Origin of the sequence: Cytobacillus massiliigabonensis (genome assembly GCF_900199725.1) — a bacterium.
GTDB classification, from domain to species: domain Bacteria; phylum Bacillota; class Bacilli; order Bacillales; family Cytobacillaceae; genus Cytobacillus; species Cytobacillus massiliigabonensis.
This window is the reverse complement of sequence record NZ_LT904904.1, coordinates 1,906,219-1,922,977: the sequence shown is the minus strand read 5'-3', so window position 1 is coordinate 1,922,977 and position 16,759 is coordinate 1,906,219. Positions and strand designations below refer to the sequence as shown.

Sequence of the window (16,759 nt, the reverse complement as noted above, 5' to 3'; positions counted from 1 at the left end):
AGCAATTTGCTCAGACTTTTTTTATTAGCTAAAAAAAAGTACCGGCAAATCTGCCGGTACTCAAAAACTTATGCATTATTTTTTAGTTCTGGAGTCTTAAATAGTTTCTGATAATCAGGCCATTTTAACACTCTCTTTAAATACTCTCGATATGAGTAAATTTTGTTCTCTTTTTGAACCCCATAAATTGATGTTATGAAGGCTTGCAAACGGACTTGAATCATGAAATAATAAGGGCTATTTTTGTTTAATACAGGAATTTCTGTGATCTTTACCTTCTGTCCAACCGCATTTTTGAACTCTAGGCTTTTGAATAGCAAAATATCAATCCTCTTTTTCACCCGTTTGTCTATATTATACCCTAATTCCCGATCAAAAACTGTCTATTTATGGGGACAAAAAAATTTTTAGTTCTCGTCCAGTATTTCAAATTCGTTGTTTTCTTCCCATTCCTTTTCTTTTTTCAGCTTACGTTTGTAAACAATTTTTGATAAATTAATACTTATTTCATACAAGAACAGCAAAGGAATTGCAACAAGAACATCTGACATAAAATCTGGCGGAGAAATAACAATTGAAATAACTATTAAAATAAAATACGCATATTTTCTTATCTTTTGTAGGGCATACGGATTAATTACACCGAGAGATGTCAAGAACATAATCACTACCGGCAATTCAAAAAGAATTCCGAACGGAATCGTCATATGCATGATAAAACGGAAATACTTATCGGCAGTAAAATTAGTCTCTAGCATCTGTCCGCCCAATTCAACTAGAAAACCTAGCACTGTTGGAAAAATGACAAAATATCCGAAACAAAGTCCAATGATAAATAATATAAACAAGGCGGGTACATATGAAAGAGAGATTTTCCTTTCAATCGGTTTTAATGCTGGCTTGACAAACAACCAGATTTGCAATGCTAAAATTGGAATAGTTCCTGCAATTGCAATGACAGAGGCAATCATAAAGTAAACCCAAACAATATCACTTGGACCAAGAACAATTAATTTTACATCGAGATCCCGAACAAACCATTGATAAATATCTTTGACATATATAAACCCGACTACAAAAAAGACTAAAAAAGCACCAACTGTTATAATTAGTCTTTTTCTTAATTCATCTAAATGATCAACTAAATTTAATTCTTTATCTGCCATATTTTTCTCCTGCCAATTTGAAGTAAAGTTCTATTTAACGATGAAAAACACGATAAAAAAAGGGCAAGATATTTAATCCTGCACCTTATTTAACCGTTTTTTTCTTATCGTCATCTTCAAATTCTTCCATGACATCACTTGTTAATTCACGCGTGGATTTTTTAAACTCTCTTAACGTCTGCCCAAATGCACGACCAATTTCAGGCAATTTTTTTGGACCAAAAATAATTAATGCTAATACAAGAATTAATATTAATCCAGGAATACCGATGTTTGATAGCATAAAACATCCTCCTTAGTGTGCTTACTAGTCATTCTAGTATCATTATAGTGGTTTTAGTGATGCTTGTGGGAAAAGAATAAAAAAGTTCATATTTAGTTCACATTAAAAACCTATTTTTAAAATATGTGACTTTTTTCATTTCTATCTGGAATAATTTATATTTCTTTTCTAAAGCCGTTAATGAACCACCACTGCTACATGTACTATATTACTCCTAATACACCTATATTAGCAAATGGAAAAGGTTACTGTCCTTATTTATCTCCTTGTAAGCAAACCCCTTTTTATCCATCCGCTCAATTAAGCTATTGTAATCTCTCTTATTCTTCAATTCAATTCCCACTAATGCTGGGCCATTTTCTTTATTATTTTTTTTCGTATATTCAAAACGGATGATATCATCTGATTTTCCGAGCACTTCATCGAGAAATTCTCTTAATGCTCCCGCCCTCTGCGGAAAATTCACAATAAAATAACGCAATAATCCTTCATATAATAATGACCGTTCCTTCATTTCCTGCATCCGCTCAATATCATTATTTCCACCGCTTACTACACATACTATATTTTTCCCTATGATTTTCTCTTTATACAAATCGAGTGCTGATATTGGCAAAGCACCTGCTGGTTCAGCCACAATCGCGTGTTCATTATACAGCTCCAGAATCGTTGTACAAACCTTTCCCTCAGGAACGAGTAAAACATCATCAACCAATTCAGAACAGATATCAAAGGTTTTTGATCCTACACATTTCACCGCTGCCCCATCTACAAACTTATCAATTTCATCTAATACAGTAACTGACTTATTTTGCAAAGATGTGAGCATTGATGGTGCTCCAGCTGGTTCAACACCAATAATTTTTGTCTTTGGGGATATGCTTTTTACATACGTACTGATTCCTGCTACTAGTCCGCCGCCGCCAATGCTTGCAAAAACGTAATCAACAGGCTCCTCACAATCATTCAAAAGCTCAACAGCAACCGTTCCTTGACCAGCAATTACTTTTTCATTGTCAAATGGATGGATAAATGCACACTGTTCTTCCTCAGCACATTTAATTGCCTGTTCATACGAATCGTCAAAAGTATCTCCGACAAGAATAATTTCGACAAATTCTCTGCCAAACATTTCAACTTGTAATACTTTTTGTTTAGGCGTTGTTGCTGGCATAAAAATTTTTCCGCGAACACCTAAATGACGGCAAGCATAGGCGACTCCTTGTGCATGATTGCCAGCACTTGCACAAACAACCCCATTTATAACCTCTGCTTCATTTAATGATTTTACTGAGTAGTAGGCTCCTCTAAGTTTAAAAGATCGCACATGCTGTAAATCTTCCCTCTTTAGATAAACATTACAGCTGTATTTTTCTGAAAGGCGTTCATTTTTTTGCAAAGGAGTATGGGCAACAATATCCTTCAATTGCTGGTATGCAATCAAAATCTCCTCTAATTGCACCCATTTTTTCTTTATTATCTTTTGTTCCATCTGTCACCCTCATTTCTCTTCCGATATTAATTTGTTCATTATACCATGTGAGTTTTTGATTTCAATCATATAATTTAAAAATTTTTATTTTTCCGATATTTAACCGAATAGAAAAGAAGGATTTTTACATATACTAATCGAAAGTTAAGAAAAAAAGATTTCTATTATTTCTCGGGAGGTGGAAAGGTGGAGTTTTCATTATGCAGTCTCGACTGTGCACTGCCGGTGGAAGTAACATTGGATGAGGATAATGGGCGGTATATGGTTCGCAAGAGTGATTCAAGTGGGGAATTTTTCAACACTCCACACGAATTAATCCAATGGGTAAAAAGTAATTTTTCTCCTGAGGAATTTTGTGATCCAAATGAGTTTCAAAACATGGTGAATGTGTTAACAGATTATTTGATCAATCCCACTTACTAACACACTTGTTCAAAAGTAAAAGGGTATGAAACTGCTATAGTTTCATACCCTATTTTTTGTTATATATTTTGCACTTTTGGAAAACAATGAATACTAATTTGTCGGAACTTGCGGCTACTTCAGACAGCTTTAGTCTCTTAAGCTCGATTTTGTCGTACCTGTGGCTACTTCGGACTACTTTTGCTCTTTCAAGCTCAATCTTGTCGGAACCTAAGTTGCTTCGAGAATCGATTTGAAAAGCCATTGTATAGTATCAATTTCATTGTATCTTCAGACACACTTTAAGTAGTTTTAGACTCTTACGAAGCCTTTTTCTCGTTCTTAAAGCTATCAATAATAATATTTCTTACGTCTGCAGCAACATCCTTCATGTCCTTTTCACGAATTAGCTGAGGGTCAATTGGCTGGCAAATATTAATTTGAACATTCGCCGGCCGAACAAGCCGGTTATTCTTTTCAAATATATCTGCGGTCCCTCTTATCCCAATCGGAACGATTGGTACCCCTGCGTCCTTCGCTAATCGCAGTCCTCCAGCTTTGAAATCACCAATAGGTCCGCCCTTGCTTCTCGTTCCTTCTGGAAAAATTACGATAGAATGACCGTTCTTTAGTTTTGCTACTCCATCCCGAATAGACTGTACCGCGCTTCTCCGATCTTTACGATCAATAAAGACACAATTCATTACTTCCATCCATGATGAAATAATCGGGGCCTTTTTTACTTCTACCTTTGAAATAAAGCCAAATGGTTTATCGATAAACGCTAATAAAACTGGAATATCGAAATCACCTTCATGATTGCAAACGAACACAACTGGACCTTCAGGCAAAAATTCCTGCCCCTTCACTTCCACCGTTGAACCAGTTATTTTCATGATTGTCCTTGACCATTTACTCGGTAATCGATGAATGAGCCGATCCCTTTCAGCAACTGGCATTTCGGGACGCAGCTTCTTCACTTTTGCTAGTGTCGGCAAACTATAAATTAAATAGCTGATCATATATACTACAAATGCGATTAATCGAATCATTCTGTTCCTCCCAATCTATCTCAACCTTACCATTATATAATAGATAGGCTATTTTAACTAGAAATAACAAAAAAGCTGCTCACATAAGAGCAGCTTTTAAATACTATTTTCTTCTATAAATCATAAATTCATAATCATATGGGTTATTCTCATCTTTAATGCCTTTTTCTCGAGATAGCAAGGACCATTCTTCCAAATTTAGTGCTGGAAAAAAGGTATCTCCTTCAAATTCATCGTATATTCGAGTTAAATAAAGCTTGTCCGCATCAGGCAGAATGAGTTTAAATATCTCCGCCCCGCCGATCACAAAAATTTCTTCATCTTTTTGCTGGCTATACTCAAGAAGGGCTTCAACTGAATTTAAGGCGGTACATCCTTCACATGTGAATTCAGGATTGCGAGTGATGACGATGTTTTCTCTTCCTGGAAGCGGGCGCCCAATGGAATCCCATGTTTTTCTTCCCATAGCAATTGAATGTCCCATCGTTGTTCTTTTAAAAAACTTTAAATCTTCTGGAAGATGCCATGGAAGCTGATTATTAAAACCAATAACACGATTATTATCCATTGCCCACATAAGTGAAATCATACACTTACCACTCCTTTAATATGTGGATGTGGATCATATTCTTCGAGAACAAAGTCTTCAAATTGAAAGCCAAATAGATCCTTCACTTCTGAATTTATTTTCAATTTCGGCAGTTCACGTGGCTCACGGCTTAACTGAAGCTCTATTTGTTCGAGATGATTTAAATAGATATGTGTATCACCAAATGTATGAATGAATTCACCAGGTTCTAAATCACAAACCTGTGCAATCATATGTGTAAGCAAGGCATATGAAGCGGTATTAAATGGCACACCAAGAAATACATCTGCTGAACGCTGATAAAGCTGGCATGATAGCTTCCCGTCGGCTACATAAAATTGGAACATACAGTGGCATGGCGGCAAAGCCATTTTATCAAGGTCACCGACATTCCATGCGTTTACGATCATCCGCCTTGAATCAGGATTTGTTTTTATTTGCTGTATGAGCTCACTTATCTGATCAATCGTGTTCCCGTCTGCCCCTGTCCATGAACGCCATTGATGTCCGTATACAGGACCTAGCTCACCATTTTCATCCGCCCATTCATTCCAGATTCTTACCCCATTATCTTGAAGGAATTTAACATTTGTATCCCCATTTAAAAACCAAAGCAATTCATAAATGATTGAGCGTAAATGCAATTTTTTTGTTGTCAATAGCGGAAACCCTTCCGCTAAATTAAAACGCATTTGATAGCCAAATGTACTAATCGTGCCCGTTCCTGTTCGATCTTCCTTCTTCACCCCATTTTCAAGGACATGCTTGCAAAGCTCTAAATATTGTTTCATTTCAACCCAACCTTTTATTTTCGCATTGTTTTTATTGTATCAAATTAGGAGGGGTAAAAAAATACTTTCCCCTATTTTAAGCTTTTTATGAAACGATATGTTTCAGGTGCCTTCACCTTGAGAAGATTCCTCGAATCCCCGCCAAGAAAATACATCGCAAAGGTTTCTGCAAAATACTCCTCTGGAAAGGCTAAGAAATAATCCTGCTTAGCGAATAATGACTGTTTTTCCTTCTTCCAAATCTTTAAGAATTTCTGATTATTCCGCATACCATCATAAACATAGCGGTCAATGGAATGAGCCAGCTCATGGAGTTCCAAATTTACAGAGCTATGTCCGCTTCCCTTTTCACTGAATCCAATCTTCACAAGAACTGTTTTGGAACCTCCAATGCCAGGTACATCATCCCATGTAGTTCCTCCCTTATATCCTCTTGGAATCATACCTTCAAGATGAGCCGCCGTTGGATTATCAGTTAGCCTGCCAATAAATAATTTAAGTTTAATATTTTCTTCCCCTACTTTTGATAATAAGGAAAACGGCAAATTATCTACTCTAGAAATAATTTGTGCGGCTTCACGCTCATCAAACGGATCCGTTGGCAAAAGAATGATGCTTGCTAGAACAGCTGAGGAATTAAGCACAAGTGATTTTTTTAAAGTCGAGTGATTGGGGTAATCTTTTAGCTGGATGCCGCCCATTGCTGCTTGAGAACTGCCCATTAATGCTAGAGAAATTATCAGTATAGATAAAAATAGGCTCACTTTTCGCATTTGCAGAACACCTTCTATCATTCATTGAGGTCAAGTAATTTTACTAGAATACTATTATTATATCATGTGAAATGATCTAATTGAGTTGCAGTTATCTAGAAGAATATAGGAGGCAGCCCAATCTTATCCAAAAAAAAATAGGACACAGACTACAAAGTCTGGTCCCATATTTAAGCACAAGATTTAGTTGATTAAGAGAATGAACGGACCACATCACCTAAGCCAGGTGCAGCTGTTCCAGTTCCAACCGCAGCAAACTTCCACTCATTTCCATGTCGATAAATTTCACCAACAACTAGGCATGTTTGTCCACTGTAATCATCTGTTAGGTTAAAATGGATCATTTCCTGATTATTAGCAGAGTTCACGATACGAATAAATGCATTTTGAATCATTCCGAAATGCTGCTTTCTCTTCATACAATCATAAATATTAACTACAAACACTAGTTTATGAACTTGAGAAGGTACACGGCTTAAATCAACTAGAATTTGCTCATCATCCCCGTCTCCATCTCCTGTTAAATTATCGCCAGTGTGCTGGACACTGCCATCACTGCTCTTTAAATTCCCGAAATAAATAACATCGCTGTTGCTTCTAATTTTTCCATTTTCACCAAGCATAATCACGGACGCATCACAGTCGATATTCGCACCGCCTCCGCCTCCGCCGAATAATGAGCCAAGCAGCCCTCCGCCTCCTCGGTTTTGAACAGGATCCCATCCCAAGCCTACCATAATTTTTGAAAGTCCCGGATTTCCTTTTGTAAGATCAACACGTTGTCCTTTTTGTAAGTTAATTGCCATCATTTTCACCTCATAATTTTTTTGGTTGTATATTTATGTAAACAATTGGCAAATAGCCAATTGCCCATTAACCTTGAAGCTTAATTTTTTTGAAATTATCCTGAAGCTGTTCCAGTCTTCTTGTTCCCTCTTCACGCATGCGCTTATTTTCTTCTTCAATTGCTTTAGTTTCTTGCATCCCTTTAATAATGATGTTCCATGACTCTTCAATCGTTTCAATTTTAACGCTTGGACTGCCTGCAAGTCTTGCAATGTCAGCACTTTGAGTAGAGATATTTTGTGCGTTGCGCAAAAGCATTTCATTTGTTCTGCGATCAAGCTCGTTCATTGAGTCAGCAACAAGCTTCTGCCTTTTTGCTGCAACAGCTTGAATAATTCCATTTTTGAAGATCGGAATGGTTGTTACAAATGCTGAATTAATTTTCCCGATAAGCTTCGTGTTCCCTCTTTGTAATAAGCGTATTTGGGGTGCAGTTTGTAAGGAAACCATTTTTGCCATTTCCAGATCATATACACGCTGTTCTAGTAATTCAATACCATTTCTGAGGGTATCCAGCTGCATTGATGCCATCTGGTCGCCAGCAGCTGCACGGGATTCAAGCTGGGGAAGCTGATTGGCTTTCAGCTCATCTGCCTTCATTTGCCCAGCTACCGCATATTTTTCTAGTGCTAAATAGTATTGGTAGTTCTGCTCATACATTTGGTCCAGCATGGTTGTCGATTCAACCATTTCATGTTGGTACTTTGAAATTTCTACATATATCTTGTCAATTTCATGACCCATCGTTTGATATTTTCCAAATAGCTTATCAATAAGCTTTTCACCTTTTTTGAACAGCTTTCCAAATAATCCGCCTGAAGTTTTTTCAAAATCTTTCTTATCAAACTTATCCATGATTCGACCGAGCTGCTTTAATAATTCACCTGAATCTTCGACCTTTGTTGCCCGCATATTGCCTAAAATTTGATCGGAGAAACGGGATATTTGTGTCGCTGGCTCCTTCCCGAATTCAAGGATTTGAACTTGATCCCGTTCATCGATTGAGCGTGCTAAATTTTGCACTTCTGGATCTTGACGAAGAGCAAGCTTAATTTCTGAAGCAGTCGTTTCCGTTAATTTATCTTCTGTTGGTTTTGTTAATGTAAGATCAAGATTTGTTGGCTGCATTTGATTCATTGCTTCAATCTCCTCTTAAATTTTTGAAAATGCCCTTCACTCTATTTAATAAAGTTGGTTCTTTAAATTCCTGTTCAAAAACTACATCTTCTAGCCAATGGACATCATAGACCCCTTCATCAATAAAGTTTTCTAAATCATTATGACCTGGAGGATTATACAAGACAATATCAATGCCAAATTGATTAAGTAATAATAACAAAGCTGCGTCTGTACGCGTCATCGCGCCATTAAGCTCATTATTATAAAGAACTAGCTTTGGAATGTCCTGCGAATAATCAAACTTTTGCAGCAGCTGCAAAATACTTGCAGGTATTTGCATTCCTTGAGCAAACAGAAATGATCTTTGCTCCTCAATTTCCTCATGGTAGACAGGCTTAATGTAAGGTCTTGCGCAAATATTACGTACAGCCATCGCAATCCCATTTTGAAGACCGGTTGGCAAATGCTGGTACTTCCAATAATGGGCTGCCACCATTTTTCTGGGGTCAAGTAAGCCATCATTTCCTAGCGCATTTCGATAATGAAAACGGAAATCATTGTTAACATTATTAGTAAATGGAAACCTTTGGATAAGAAGGCTGTGATCCATTTGACTGATCGTCTGTAATCGATCCCAATATTCTTTCCGGTTCCTGCTAACCCCTTGTACTTTAGCAAAAATTGCAGGAATTTTCACTTGGCCATTCTTCACCTCAAAGTTTGGCCGTACCATTGCCTTTTCCTTAATCAAAAGAAATAGTTCATCATAGGTTGTTTTCAATGTAACCGATAATGGAGTATATTCACGCAGCTGCCATGGCTTATAGAATCCCGATCCTTCATGATTTAAAATGGATTCAATTTCTCTAGAGGCTCGGTAAGCAACGGTTGATGAGCGCCTTCTCTTTTCAGCAGGGAATGGCTCAGGCTGTTTTTGTTCCGGATAATTGTGAATAAACGCATGATCTAATTCTGTATGATCACCAATGATGATGTCTTCCCCAGATGGAGAGTAAACAATGATGTCACATCCCATTTGGAATAAATAGTATAGAAAATAGTGCTGGCTTTTATTTGAATTTCCATACCATAATAATTTTGGCATCGACTTTTCAGGGTTTGCCTCATTCCATTTCTCACCAAGATGGTTAATGGTCCACTTAATGATATCGACAAGTACACGTCTTAATTCCTGACTCTTTAATCCATCCTTTTCCTGCGCAGAAAATAGTTCGAGAACAGCTATCATCGCCTCTCTTGTTTTTCTATGCAAGGAAGGAATAGCTGATTTTAGTAAAAGCTGCTCTCCATCAAGAAAAGCAACAAATCGATTAATCGATAAATTCTGTTCCCGATTAATATTCAAAACCTTTTGAATGGATTGGAATTGCTGGTTATCAATCGTTTTATCAAGCGTATCCTCACTTAACAAGATAAGTCCCGCTGTTTCTGTATGAATGAGATCGTACAGCATGTTATAGTACTCATCTTCATCTAATGGAACACCTAAAAACCGAGCAGCCACCTGACCTATATGAATCGTTCTTTGTTCAATGGCAAATCGGGGCCTCGCTTTTATTTCTTGTTTTAAAATAGAAAGCCAATTCTCATTTGAAATCGGCAATAAATGAGGTTTCATTTGACTATATGTCTCGTTCATTTAATAATCCCTTCCCTCTATGAGCGAAAGACTGTAATAAGAATATTAAAACTACTAAAATCTAACTCCAAAACAGAAATGGAGTTTAAATAAATGTAAACTTATTACCATGATACCATACGTTCCATTAAATTCTAAAACGATTCCTCCAAATATAAAAAAAAATCATTCAGGTTCGGACAGTTCAACCTACAATTCCTTATTTCCTTTCCTTTTGTCCTTTCACCTTTCATCTTGTCCATGCATATAGTTGAGTACTATGAATAGAAGGTGAGCAGCTATGAGGTTTCTTTATAGAAGGGCAAAATATCGTACACATGAATCGGATACACAATTAGTGGAGGAAGTTTTGAGTTCAGACTTTTTTATTTTCATAGATTTGTTTTTTTGGTCACTGCTAATGACCCTACTCACATTATCCCTTCATTTTTCATTGCTTGGAGCATTTATCATCTTTACAAGTTCCTACATTTTTGGAGCGGGTCTGCATTTCTGTCTAAGAAAATGGGTGAGAGAATCGCAAAATTAAGTACTTTTTTCTGTTACTGTATTTAATATACTATGTAAGATTTCTTCCCCAGCCAGAACTCCTTGATGAGCAGTAAATAAATAATTGGAACGCCCAATCCCCTCATTTTTTAATTCACCATGGGAAGGAACATATGCGTAATCACACAGTTTTAGAAAATCATTATCTAGTATGGAGTCTCCAGCCCCAAAAACGGTTTGGATTCCTTCCCGTTCTTTAATAAACTTAACCGCTTCCCCTTTACAAACAGGCTTCGGCATTAAATACAGCTTTCTTCCTTGAATGGAAATTCTCCAGCCGTTTCTGTCTGCCATTTTTTGAATTCTATTTTTTGTCTCCAAGGTTAATGGTTCCTCTAGGAGATAATAAAAAAATAGATTTTCAACCTTTTTTAATGTACCATTTATCGGCAGCCTGAACATTTCTTCCATCATTTTCTGAAATGGGACACATTCATTTTCCAGCCGCTTTTGAACGGTTTCTCTCCATTCTTGAAGGGGAAGCCCATTATAAATGATTGTTGCCCCATTTGATGTAACTGCATACTTTAAGTGAAAGGATTCAGTAAAAATAAAAACCCTTTTATACTGTTCATATGTTCTCGTTGTAACAGGAATAAATAAAAGAGAGGCAGCTAATTCTTTTAATAAACTGTATGCATTGTTTGTCATGAAGGCTACTTCTTGTGCATCCTTTAACTCAACAGCAATTAGATCACTTATCGTATGCTGCTTAAAGTCAGCAAGGGCCCGATTGGAATAGATAAGGGTGCGGTCTAAATCAGAGGCAAACATCATCATTGGCTATCACTTACCTTTTTTATTAATCCGCAGCATGTATAGCTCATATTTGGGTAGTGGACAATTTCCACATTTCTCTCCTTAGCAAGCAGCAAGATATGCCTGACATATGGACTATCTGTGTCTTTTATTAATATTTTCCAAGGTACTCTGCGCAGCAGCACTCTCGTTGTTTCTCCAACACCCGGCTTAACAAAATGAGTGGAATCAATTCCAAACTCCTTTGCCATTCGGACCACTTCATCCATCCCTTTAAAAGTAGCCTCCATTTGATTATTTAATGTCCGTTCGAAAGCCTCAAATGCCTCTCTCTGGATCATAGGAAACTCATTTGACACAATATCAATATATTCATTTGAAACATCGGCATGAATTAAGTTTTTATAATATTTAGCCCCATGGAAATCTTCTGATCCGATCAATTGGCCGTTTAATACTGTTCTGCTGACTAAGCCAGAAACAGTAGAATTTAAGCATGCACTCGGGATGAGAAAATCCTCTCTTGTTCCATAGAGTCTAGTACATTGTCCTGGGTCAGCCAAAACAGCAAGGGTATCATCAAGAACAATTCCGTACTTTTCCTTAAATACTTGACAAGCTTTTGTTAATTCTATTGATATTGCACCTTTTCCCGTCCAGCCATCTATGAATTGAATTTGTTTGCCAGGGTGATTCTTTAGAATATAATGAATGGCATTTTCGTCGATTCCTTTATCCCGAATAATTGAAACGCTATAATGCGGAAGATTTTCCTGATATTTTGCTAGAATATACCGTTTGATTAGAATACCGATTGGAGTCCCTGCACGGGCTAAAGATACGAGAACTGTGTCTTTTCCTTTTTGGTGAAAAATTTGCTCAGCAACAATCCCAGTGCATAAAGCTACCTTCTGCTTGTACTCTTCAAGTGTTTCCCTGAAAACCTGCATGTAATGATCTGGCGGCTGATACTCAATAGGCAATGTCTCACTATAATGCTGTCCTGACTGAATTTTTTTCTCCCGATGCTCAGTAGTGCCTTCCAGCTCATAACTGCTTAAATCCTTTAATAAAAAAACAACATCATTCTCATGATATGATCCAAACTGACTTTTTTTGTTTAACAATTTATTCATCCACCATACAACTCCCATTAAAGAAAACTACTTTTATTTCAGGAATATTTGCTTTCATCAGCTCCTGAAGCATTGGCTGCAGTTTGTCCATTGAAACTGCTCTTTCAAAAAATACAAATAGCTGATCATATTCATTTGGAGGAATATTATAAACAAACTGCTTAATTCCCCCATCTTCTGGGTTCGGAAAGGTAATCCCATATTGGGCTCCATACTGTTCACTTTTTTCTATATAGATTGGACTGCGAGTTGTTGACTGGTAGCTGACTCCTTGTCCCATATAGGAAGCTAGCTTCATCGGCACATACATGAATTCACCTGTCCCAAGACAAAGCACTTTTTTTCCGGTTCTTTGAGTTGATAAAAATTGACCTATTTCCTCTAGAGTTTGATCAATCTGCTTATTCGATCCTGCACTCAAACCAAAGCGTCCCGTTTCAGCTGAAAAGGGAATGTTCCTTACCGCCCCCTCTAGGGAAATAGAGGGATAATTAATTGGTGTTAATTCATGAGGAAATCGTTCATTAATATTAATAGTTGAGACTGCCGCCGTATGACATCTACTTTCCGTTCCTTCAGTTAATTGTTCTTCAATCCCAAGATTACCTGATATTTGAATGTTCCCTTTTAGCAGGCTAACAGAATGAATGATAATTCCCAGCTCTTGTTCAAGCTTTTTATACAGTTGTAAATGTTCTTCCCCGCGCCAATCCAAAATGGAGACAACTGTATATATCTTTCTCGGAAATCTGGCATGAATGGAACGAATAATATTCACATTCGTTTTTCCTGTTGTCATTTCATCATCAACAAGGATGATTTCACGATCGTTATTAAGTATCGATTCATCGACATAGCAGCGGTGAGATGTCGCATGTGAGTGCTCTTCCTCAAAAGTAATAACCGGATCGATTCCAAGAAGTTCCTCCCTTGTTGTATGGAAGAAATCTGCCTGTTTAAAAGAATGATAGAATGCATGTCCCAGTGCAGTTGCTGTTTCAGCAAAGCCAATGATGACAGGATTTACTCGTTCATCAATAAATGGATCGTCTGTATATCCTTTTGAATCATTTAAAAAGGAGAAAAGCAATTCTTCCCTGCATCCAGTCTCAATCCCTTTCACGGTTTCTATATATCGGTTTGCCAGCAATGCCCCGGTTATTAGACCTATTGTAGGATTAATTGGAATATGCTTTCCCAATACTTTACTAACAAATAGAAACGATCTTTTCTTATTAATTCTTGCAGCCATCTGAAATAGATCATCCGGTGTTAGCTCATATGGATTTTCTGTAATTTCAATATCAACTGCTAACTGGTTCAGGACTGGAAGTGTTAATTTCATTGGTAAGCAGGTCAATGTATGTGTATTCTTCATTTAGCACCCCGTATATTTCTGATTTCAAAAGTACTTTTTGCGCCCAATAATAATGAGGCTTTATTTCATTCATTTTATTTTGGAACGCACTTTTCATTACCCCGATTTCCCCATTTGCTTGACTGACAATACTTTTTGCATCTAAATATTCTTCATATGTCACTGTATTCAATGCCTGAACCGGACGAATATGTGTCGGATGAATAATAGTCTTTCCAGTTAATCCATTCGTAATATCCATAAGAATTTCCCTAATAAGACCGTCCATATGTTTATCAATTAATTTCGATCTTAAATCTATTCCATCCTGACCGAAGCGCTCACGAAACGGTGTTTGTCTTAATTGCGGCTTCAGCATTCTTTCCTTGGAAGAAAAATACTCCCATACAGGTCCAGAAATAACATACGGATGATCGGATCGTAAAAATACATTGATAATATCTGATATACAATCCCTAATAACGGCAATATCATAAACGGTTGTATCTGAATTCCTGCGGATGCCATAAAGACCGCAAAAATCAGTTGCACCAATACGAATATTTAATATATATTCCTCATACTGATCAACAAGCCTTTTAATTGAAAGAAGCTCATCTAGCCTCGTCTCTTTTTCAATTACTTTTTTTGTTTCTAAAATAGGCAAAGCATATAACTGATGACCTCTATCATTAAGCTTTTTAATTTCTTGTAAAATTGGTTCGCCATGTTCTAAAGAAAATTTTGGGATAACAATGCCTGTTAATAGATGAAGCCCTTTTTGTATATGGTTTTTCAACCGTATAAATTGATCAATATCTCTTATCCGAATAAAAATTAACGGAAGGTCATCCTCATTTAACAGGCCTTTCTCCATCTCTACACTTAAGTTATTCAGTTCCTCAATAAGAAGGCTTTCAGCTACATGTACTTCTTCGTCCCCAATCGCATCCTCTAGATCAATCACCATGGAGGTCAGTCCAGCATGTTTCTTCGAAAGCAAATCTTGATGGATGTTGGGCCTTGTTGCCGGCATGTAAAGTGTAGCACCAAGTGCATAAGCAAGAATTTCCCTCTGGGAATTCTTAGAAAAATGAAAAGGCTTTTTATAGAAAATTCGGTCATATTCTTCTTCATGAAGATCTGAAAATAATCTCATCCTACTAACTCCGTTTCAAAATAGTAAATTATTCAATAAACAAATATCTATATAAAAGATAGAATAGCATAGTATGGTCAACAATTCCCTTAAAAAGGTAAAAAGAAAGGGAGCGGACAATTGTCTGTTCCCTTTTGGTCTATCAAGTTATGCAATTTGAATTATTCTCCACTTGCCGCTTCTTTCTTTTTATTCATGAAGTGTATAATGAATGTACCCGCGAATACAACAAGTAATAGAATGAAGAAATATATATGATCAATATGGATCCCGAATACACCCAATAACATTTTAGCAGCAATGATCAAGATTAGAACATATGCCGAAGTTTCGAGTTCAGGTACTGCATCAATCAATTTTAAGAAGACGCCTGCAACTCCACGCATCATTAGTACGCCAAGCATACCTCCAAGTAACAATACCCATACTTCCTGGCTGATCCCAAAGGCAGCAAGAACACTATCAACAGAGAAGGCAATATCCATTATCTCAACAGCTGCAACTGTTCCCCAAAAAGTTCCAAATAGTCGAATGAGAATGCCGCCTTTATTAATGCCTTGTGCTTCTTCCTCTTCTTCACTATCTGCTTCTTTTTTCTTATCAATGAAATATTTAATTGATAGCCATGCAAGATATCCTGCACCTAATACTTTTACCCACCAAAGTTCGATTAGGAAGACACCAATTCCAATTGCAATAAAACGGAAAATATAAGCGCCTAATAATCCATAAAACAATGCTTTTTTCCGCTGCTTTTCAGGTAAATGCTTAACCATAACAGCAAGAACGAGTGCATTATCAGCCGATAAAAGCCCTTCCATGATAACAAGTGTTCCTATTAATCCCCAGCTGACTGGATTTGTTAAAACCTCAACCCACATTTCCCAATTAAAAAACTGGGCATAGGTATTCAATATACCTTCTAAAATCGCCATTCTTGTATGTTCCTCCTGGTTATAAATCTATAATTTTTGGGTTGAAAAGACCCGGTTCATCCGAGCCTTTTTCAACGATTTTTTTTACTTAGCCGATTTGCAGTCCAAAATCCTTCGCGAGTGCAGCAAGACCGCCTTGGTAGCCGCTTCCAATTGCGCTAAACTTCCACTCTGTATTATGTCGGTATAATTCACCTACTACAATCGCTGTTTCAATTGAAAAATCTTCGCCTAAATCATAACGAATCAGTTCTTCTCCAGAATCTTCACTCATAATTCGGACATATGAATTTGAAACTTGACCGAAGTTTTGATTGCGGCCTTCGCCGTCATGGATCGTAATTGTAAATGTAATGCGCTGAATATTGGCTGGAACATTTGCTAAGTCTACTTTTACTTGCTCATCGTCCCCGTCGCCAGCTCCAGTGCGGTTGTCTCCTGTATGTACAACAGAACCATTTCCTCCGTTCGCATTATTATAAAATACGAAGTCGCTATCAGATGTTACTTTTCCATTATCTCCTAAAAGGAAAACAGAAGAATCAAGATCGAAATCATGTCCGCCATCATATTTGTTAACATCCCAGCCAACACCTACTACCACTTTTGTCAGTCCTGGATTTGTTTTTGTTAAGTCTACCTTTTGTCCTTTTGATAAGCTAACTGCCATTTTTTTTACCTCCATTTAATA

18 protein-coding genes are annotated in these 16,759 nt (G+C 37.0%); 1 reads left to right on the top strand and 17 read right to left on the bottom strand.

Going from position 1 to position 16,759, the window contains the following annotated elements; all coding sequences use genetic code 11:
- Positions 1–68: 68 nt before the first annotated feature.
- The 4 genes from C1726_RS20630 to ilvA form a co-directional block, all read right to left on the bottom strand.
- Positions 69–320, bottom strand: coding sequence for a DUF2535 family protein (locus tag C1726_RS20630; protein ID WP_102274868.1), 252 nt, complete (start codon positions 318–320; stop codon positions 69–71).
- A gap of 87 nt (positions 321–407) precedes the next feature.
- A complete protein-coding gene (tatC, locus tag C1726_RS20625) occupies positions 408–1,166 on the bottom strand; it encodes a twin-arginine translocase subunit TatC (RefSeq protein ID WP_102274867.1) in 759 nt (252 codons plus the stop codon).
- A gap of 85 nt (positions 1,167–1,251) precedes the next feature.
- Positions 1,252–1,449, bottom strand: a complete 198-nt coding sequence (locus C1726_RS20620) for a twin-arginine translocase TatA/TatE family subunit (RefSeq protein WP_066395167.1) — start codon at positions 1,447–1,449, stop codon at positions 1,252–1,254.
- Between the two features lie 223 nt (positions 1,450–1,672).
- Positions 1,673–2,941 (bottom strand): threonine ammonia-lyase IlvA, encoded by a 1,269-nt coding sequence (gene ilvA, locus C1726_RS20615; protein WP_102274866.1) that lies wholly within the window; start codon positions 2,939–2,941, stop codon positions 1,673–1,675.
- 186 nt (positions 2,942–3,127) lie between these two features.
- Between ilvA and C1726_RS20610 the strand changes: the two genes are divergently transcribed.
- On the top strand, positions 3,128–3,364 hold the full coding sequence (locus C1726_RS20610; RefSeq protein WP_102274865.1) for a hypothetical protein: 237 nt from the start codon (positions 3,128–3,130) through the stop codon (positions 3,362–3,364).
- Between the two features lie 299 nt (positions 3,365–3,663).
- Here the strand turns inward: C1726_RS20610 and C1726_RS20605 are convergent, their stop codons facing one another.
- The 13 genes from C1726_RS20605 to C1726_RS20540 form a co-directional block, all read right to left on the bottom strand.
- Entirely contained in the window at positions 3,664–4,395 is a 732-nt protein-coding gene (locus tag C1726_RS20605; protein WP_102274864.1) for a lysophospholipid acyltransferase family protein, read from the bottom strand.
- 103 nt (positions 4,396–4,498) lie between these two features.
- Positions 4,499–4,984: a dihydrofolate reductase gene (locus C1726_RS20600; protein WP_102274863.1), complete on the bottom strand. Its 486-nt coding sequence runs from the start codon at positions 4,982–4,984 to the stop codon at positions 4,499–4,501.
- The gene (locus C1726_RS20595) at positions 4,981–5,775 is read right to left on the bottom strand and encodes a thymidylate synthase (RefSeq protein WP_102274862.1); all 795 of its coding nucleotides are present in this window, start codon (positions 5,773–5,775) and stop codon (positions 4,981–4,983) included. The genes C1726_RS20600 and C1726_RS20595 overlap by 4 nt, the downstream gene beginning before the upstream one ends.
- Positions 5,776–5,846: 71 nt before the next feature.
- The gene (locus C1726_RS20590; protein ID WP_102274861.1) at positions 5,847–6,548 is read right to left on the bottom strand and encodes an anthrax toxin lethal factor-related metalloendopeptidase; all 702 of its coding nucleotides are present in this window, start codon (positions 6,546–6,548) and stop codon (positions 5,847–5,849) included.
- Positions 6,549–6,739: 191 nt separating this feature from the next.
- On the bottom strand, positions 6,740–7,354 hold the full coding sequence (locus C1726_RS20585) for a TerD family protein (protein ID WP_102274860.1): 615 nt from the start codon (positions 7,352–7,354) through the stop codon (positions 6,740–6,742).
- Positions 7,355–7,421: 67 nt separating this feature from the next.
- Positions 7,422–8,522, bottom strand: a complete 1,101-nt coding sequence (locus C1726_RS20580) for a toxic anion resistance protein (RefSeq protein ID WP_102275879.1) — start codon at positions 8,520–8,522, stop codon at positions 7,422–7,424.
- A gap of 13 nt (positions 8,523–8,535) precedes the next feature.
- Positions 8,536–10,173 carry a YceG family protein gene (locus tag C1726_RS20575; RefSeq protein ID WP_102274859.1) on the bottom strand — a complete coding sequence of 546 codons (1,638 nt, stop codon included), beginning with the start codon at positions 10,171–10,173 and terminating at the stop codon, positions 8,536–8,538.
- A gap of 525 nt (positions 10,174–10,698) precedes the next feature.
- The gene (locus C1726_RS20565; RefSeq protein WP_102274857.1) at positions 10,699–11,502 is read right to left on the bottom strand and encodes an HAD family hydrolase; all 804 of its coding nucleotides are present in this window, start codon (positions 11,500–11,502) and stop codon (positions 10,699–10,701) included.
- Positions 11,499–12,617 carry a cysteine protease StiP family protein gene (locus tag C1726_RS20560; protein WP_102274856.1) on the bottom strand — a complete coding sequence of 373 codons (1,119 nt, stop codon included), beginning with the start codon at positions 12,615–12,617 and terminating at the stop codon, positions 11,499–11,501. The genes C1726_RS20565 and C1726_RS20560 overlap by 4 nt, the downstream gene beginning before the upstream one ends.
- Positions 12,610–13,995 carry a phosphoribosyltransferase family protein gene (locus C1726_RS20555; RefSeq protein WP_102274855.1) on the bottom strand — a complete coding sequence of 462 codons (1,386 nt, stop codon included), beginning with the start codon at positions 13,993–13,995 and terminating at the stop codon, positions 12,610–12,612. The genes C1726_RS20560 and C1726_RS20555 overlap by 8 nt, the downstream gene beginning before the upstream one ends.
- A complete protein-coding gene (locus C1726_RS20550; protein ID WP_102274854.1) occupies positions 13,922–15,133 on the bottom strand; it encodes an HpcH/HpaI aldolase/citrate lyase family protein in 1,212 nt (403 codons plus the stop codon). The genes C1726_RS20555 and C1726_RS20550 overlap by 74 nt, the downstream gene beginning before the upstream one ends.
- 161 nt (positions 15,134–15,294) lie before the next feature.
- Complete coding sequence (locus C1726_RS20545; protein WP_102274853.1) at positions 15,295–16,068, bottom strand: TerC family protein; 774 nt, start codon at positions 16,066–16,068, stop codon at positions 15,295–15,297.
- Between the two features lie 88 nt (positions 16,069–16,156).
- Positions 16,157–16,738 carry a TerD family protein gene (locus C1726_RS20540; RefSeq protein ID WP_102274852.1) on the bottom strand — a complete coding sequence of 194 codons (582 nt, stop codon included), beginning with the start codon at positions 16,736–16,738 and terminating at the stop codon, positions 16,157–16,159.
- Between the last annotated feature and the right edge of the window lie 21 nt (positions 16,739–16,759).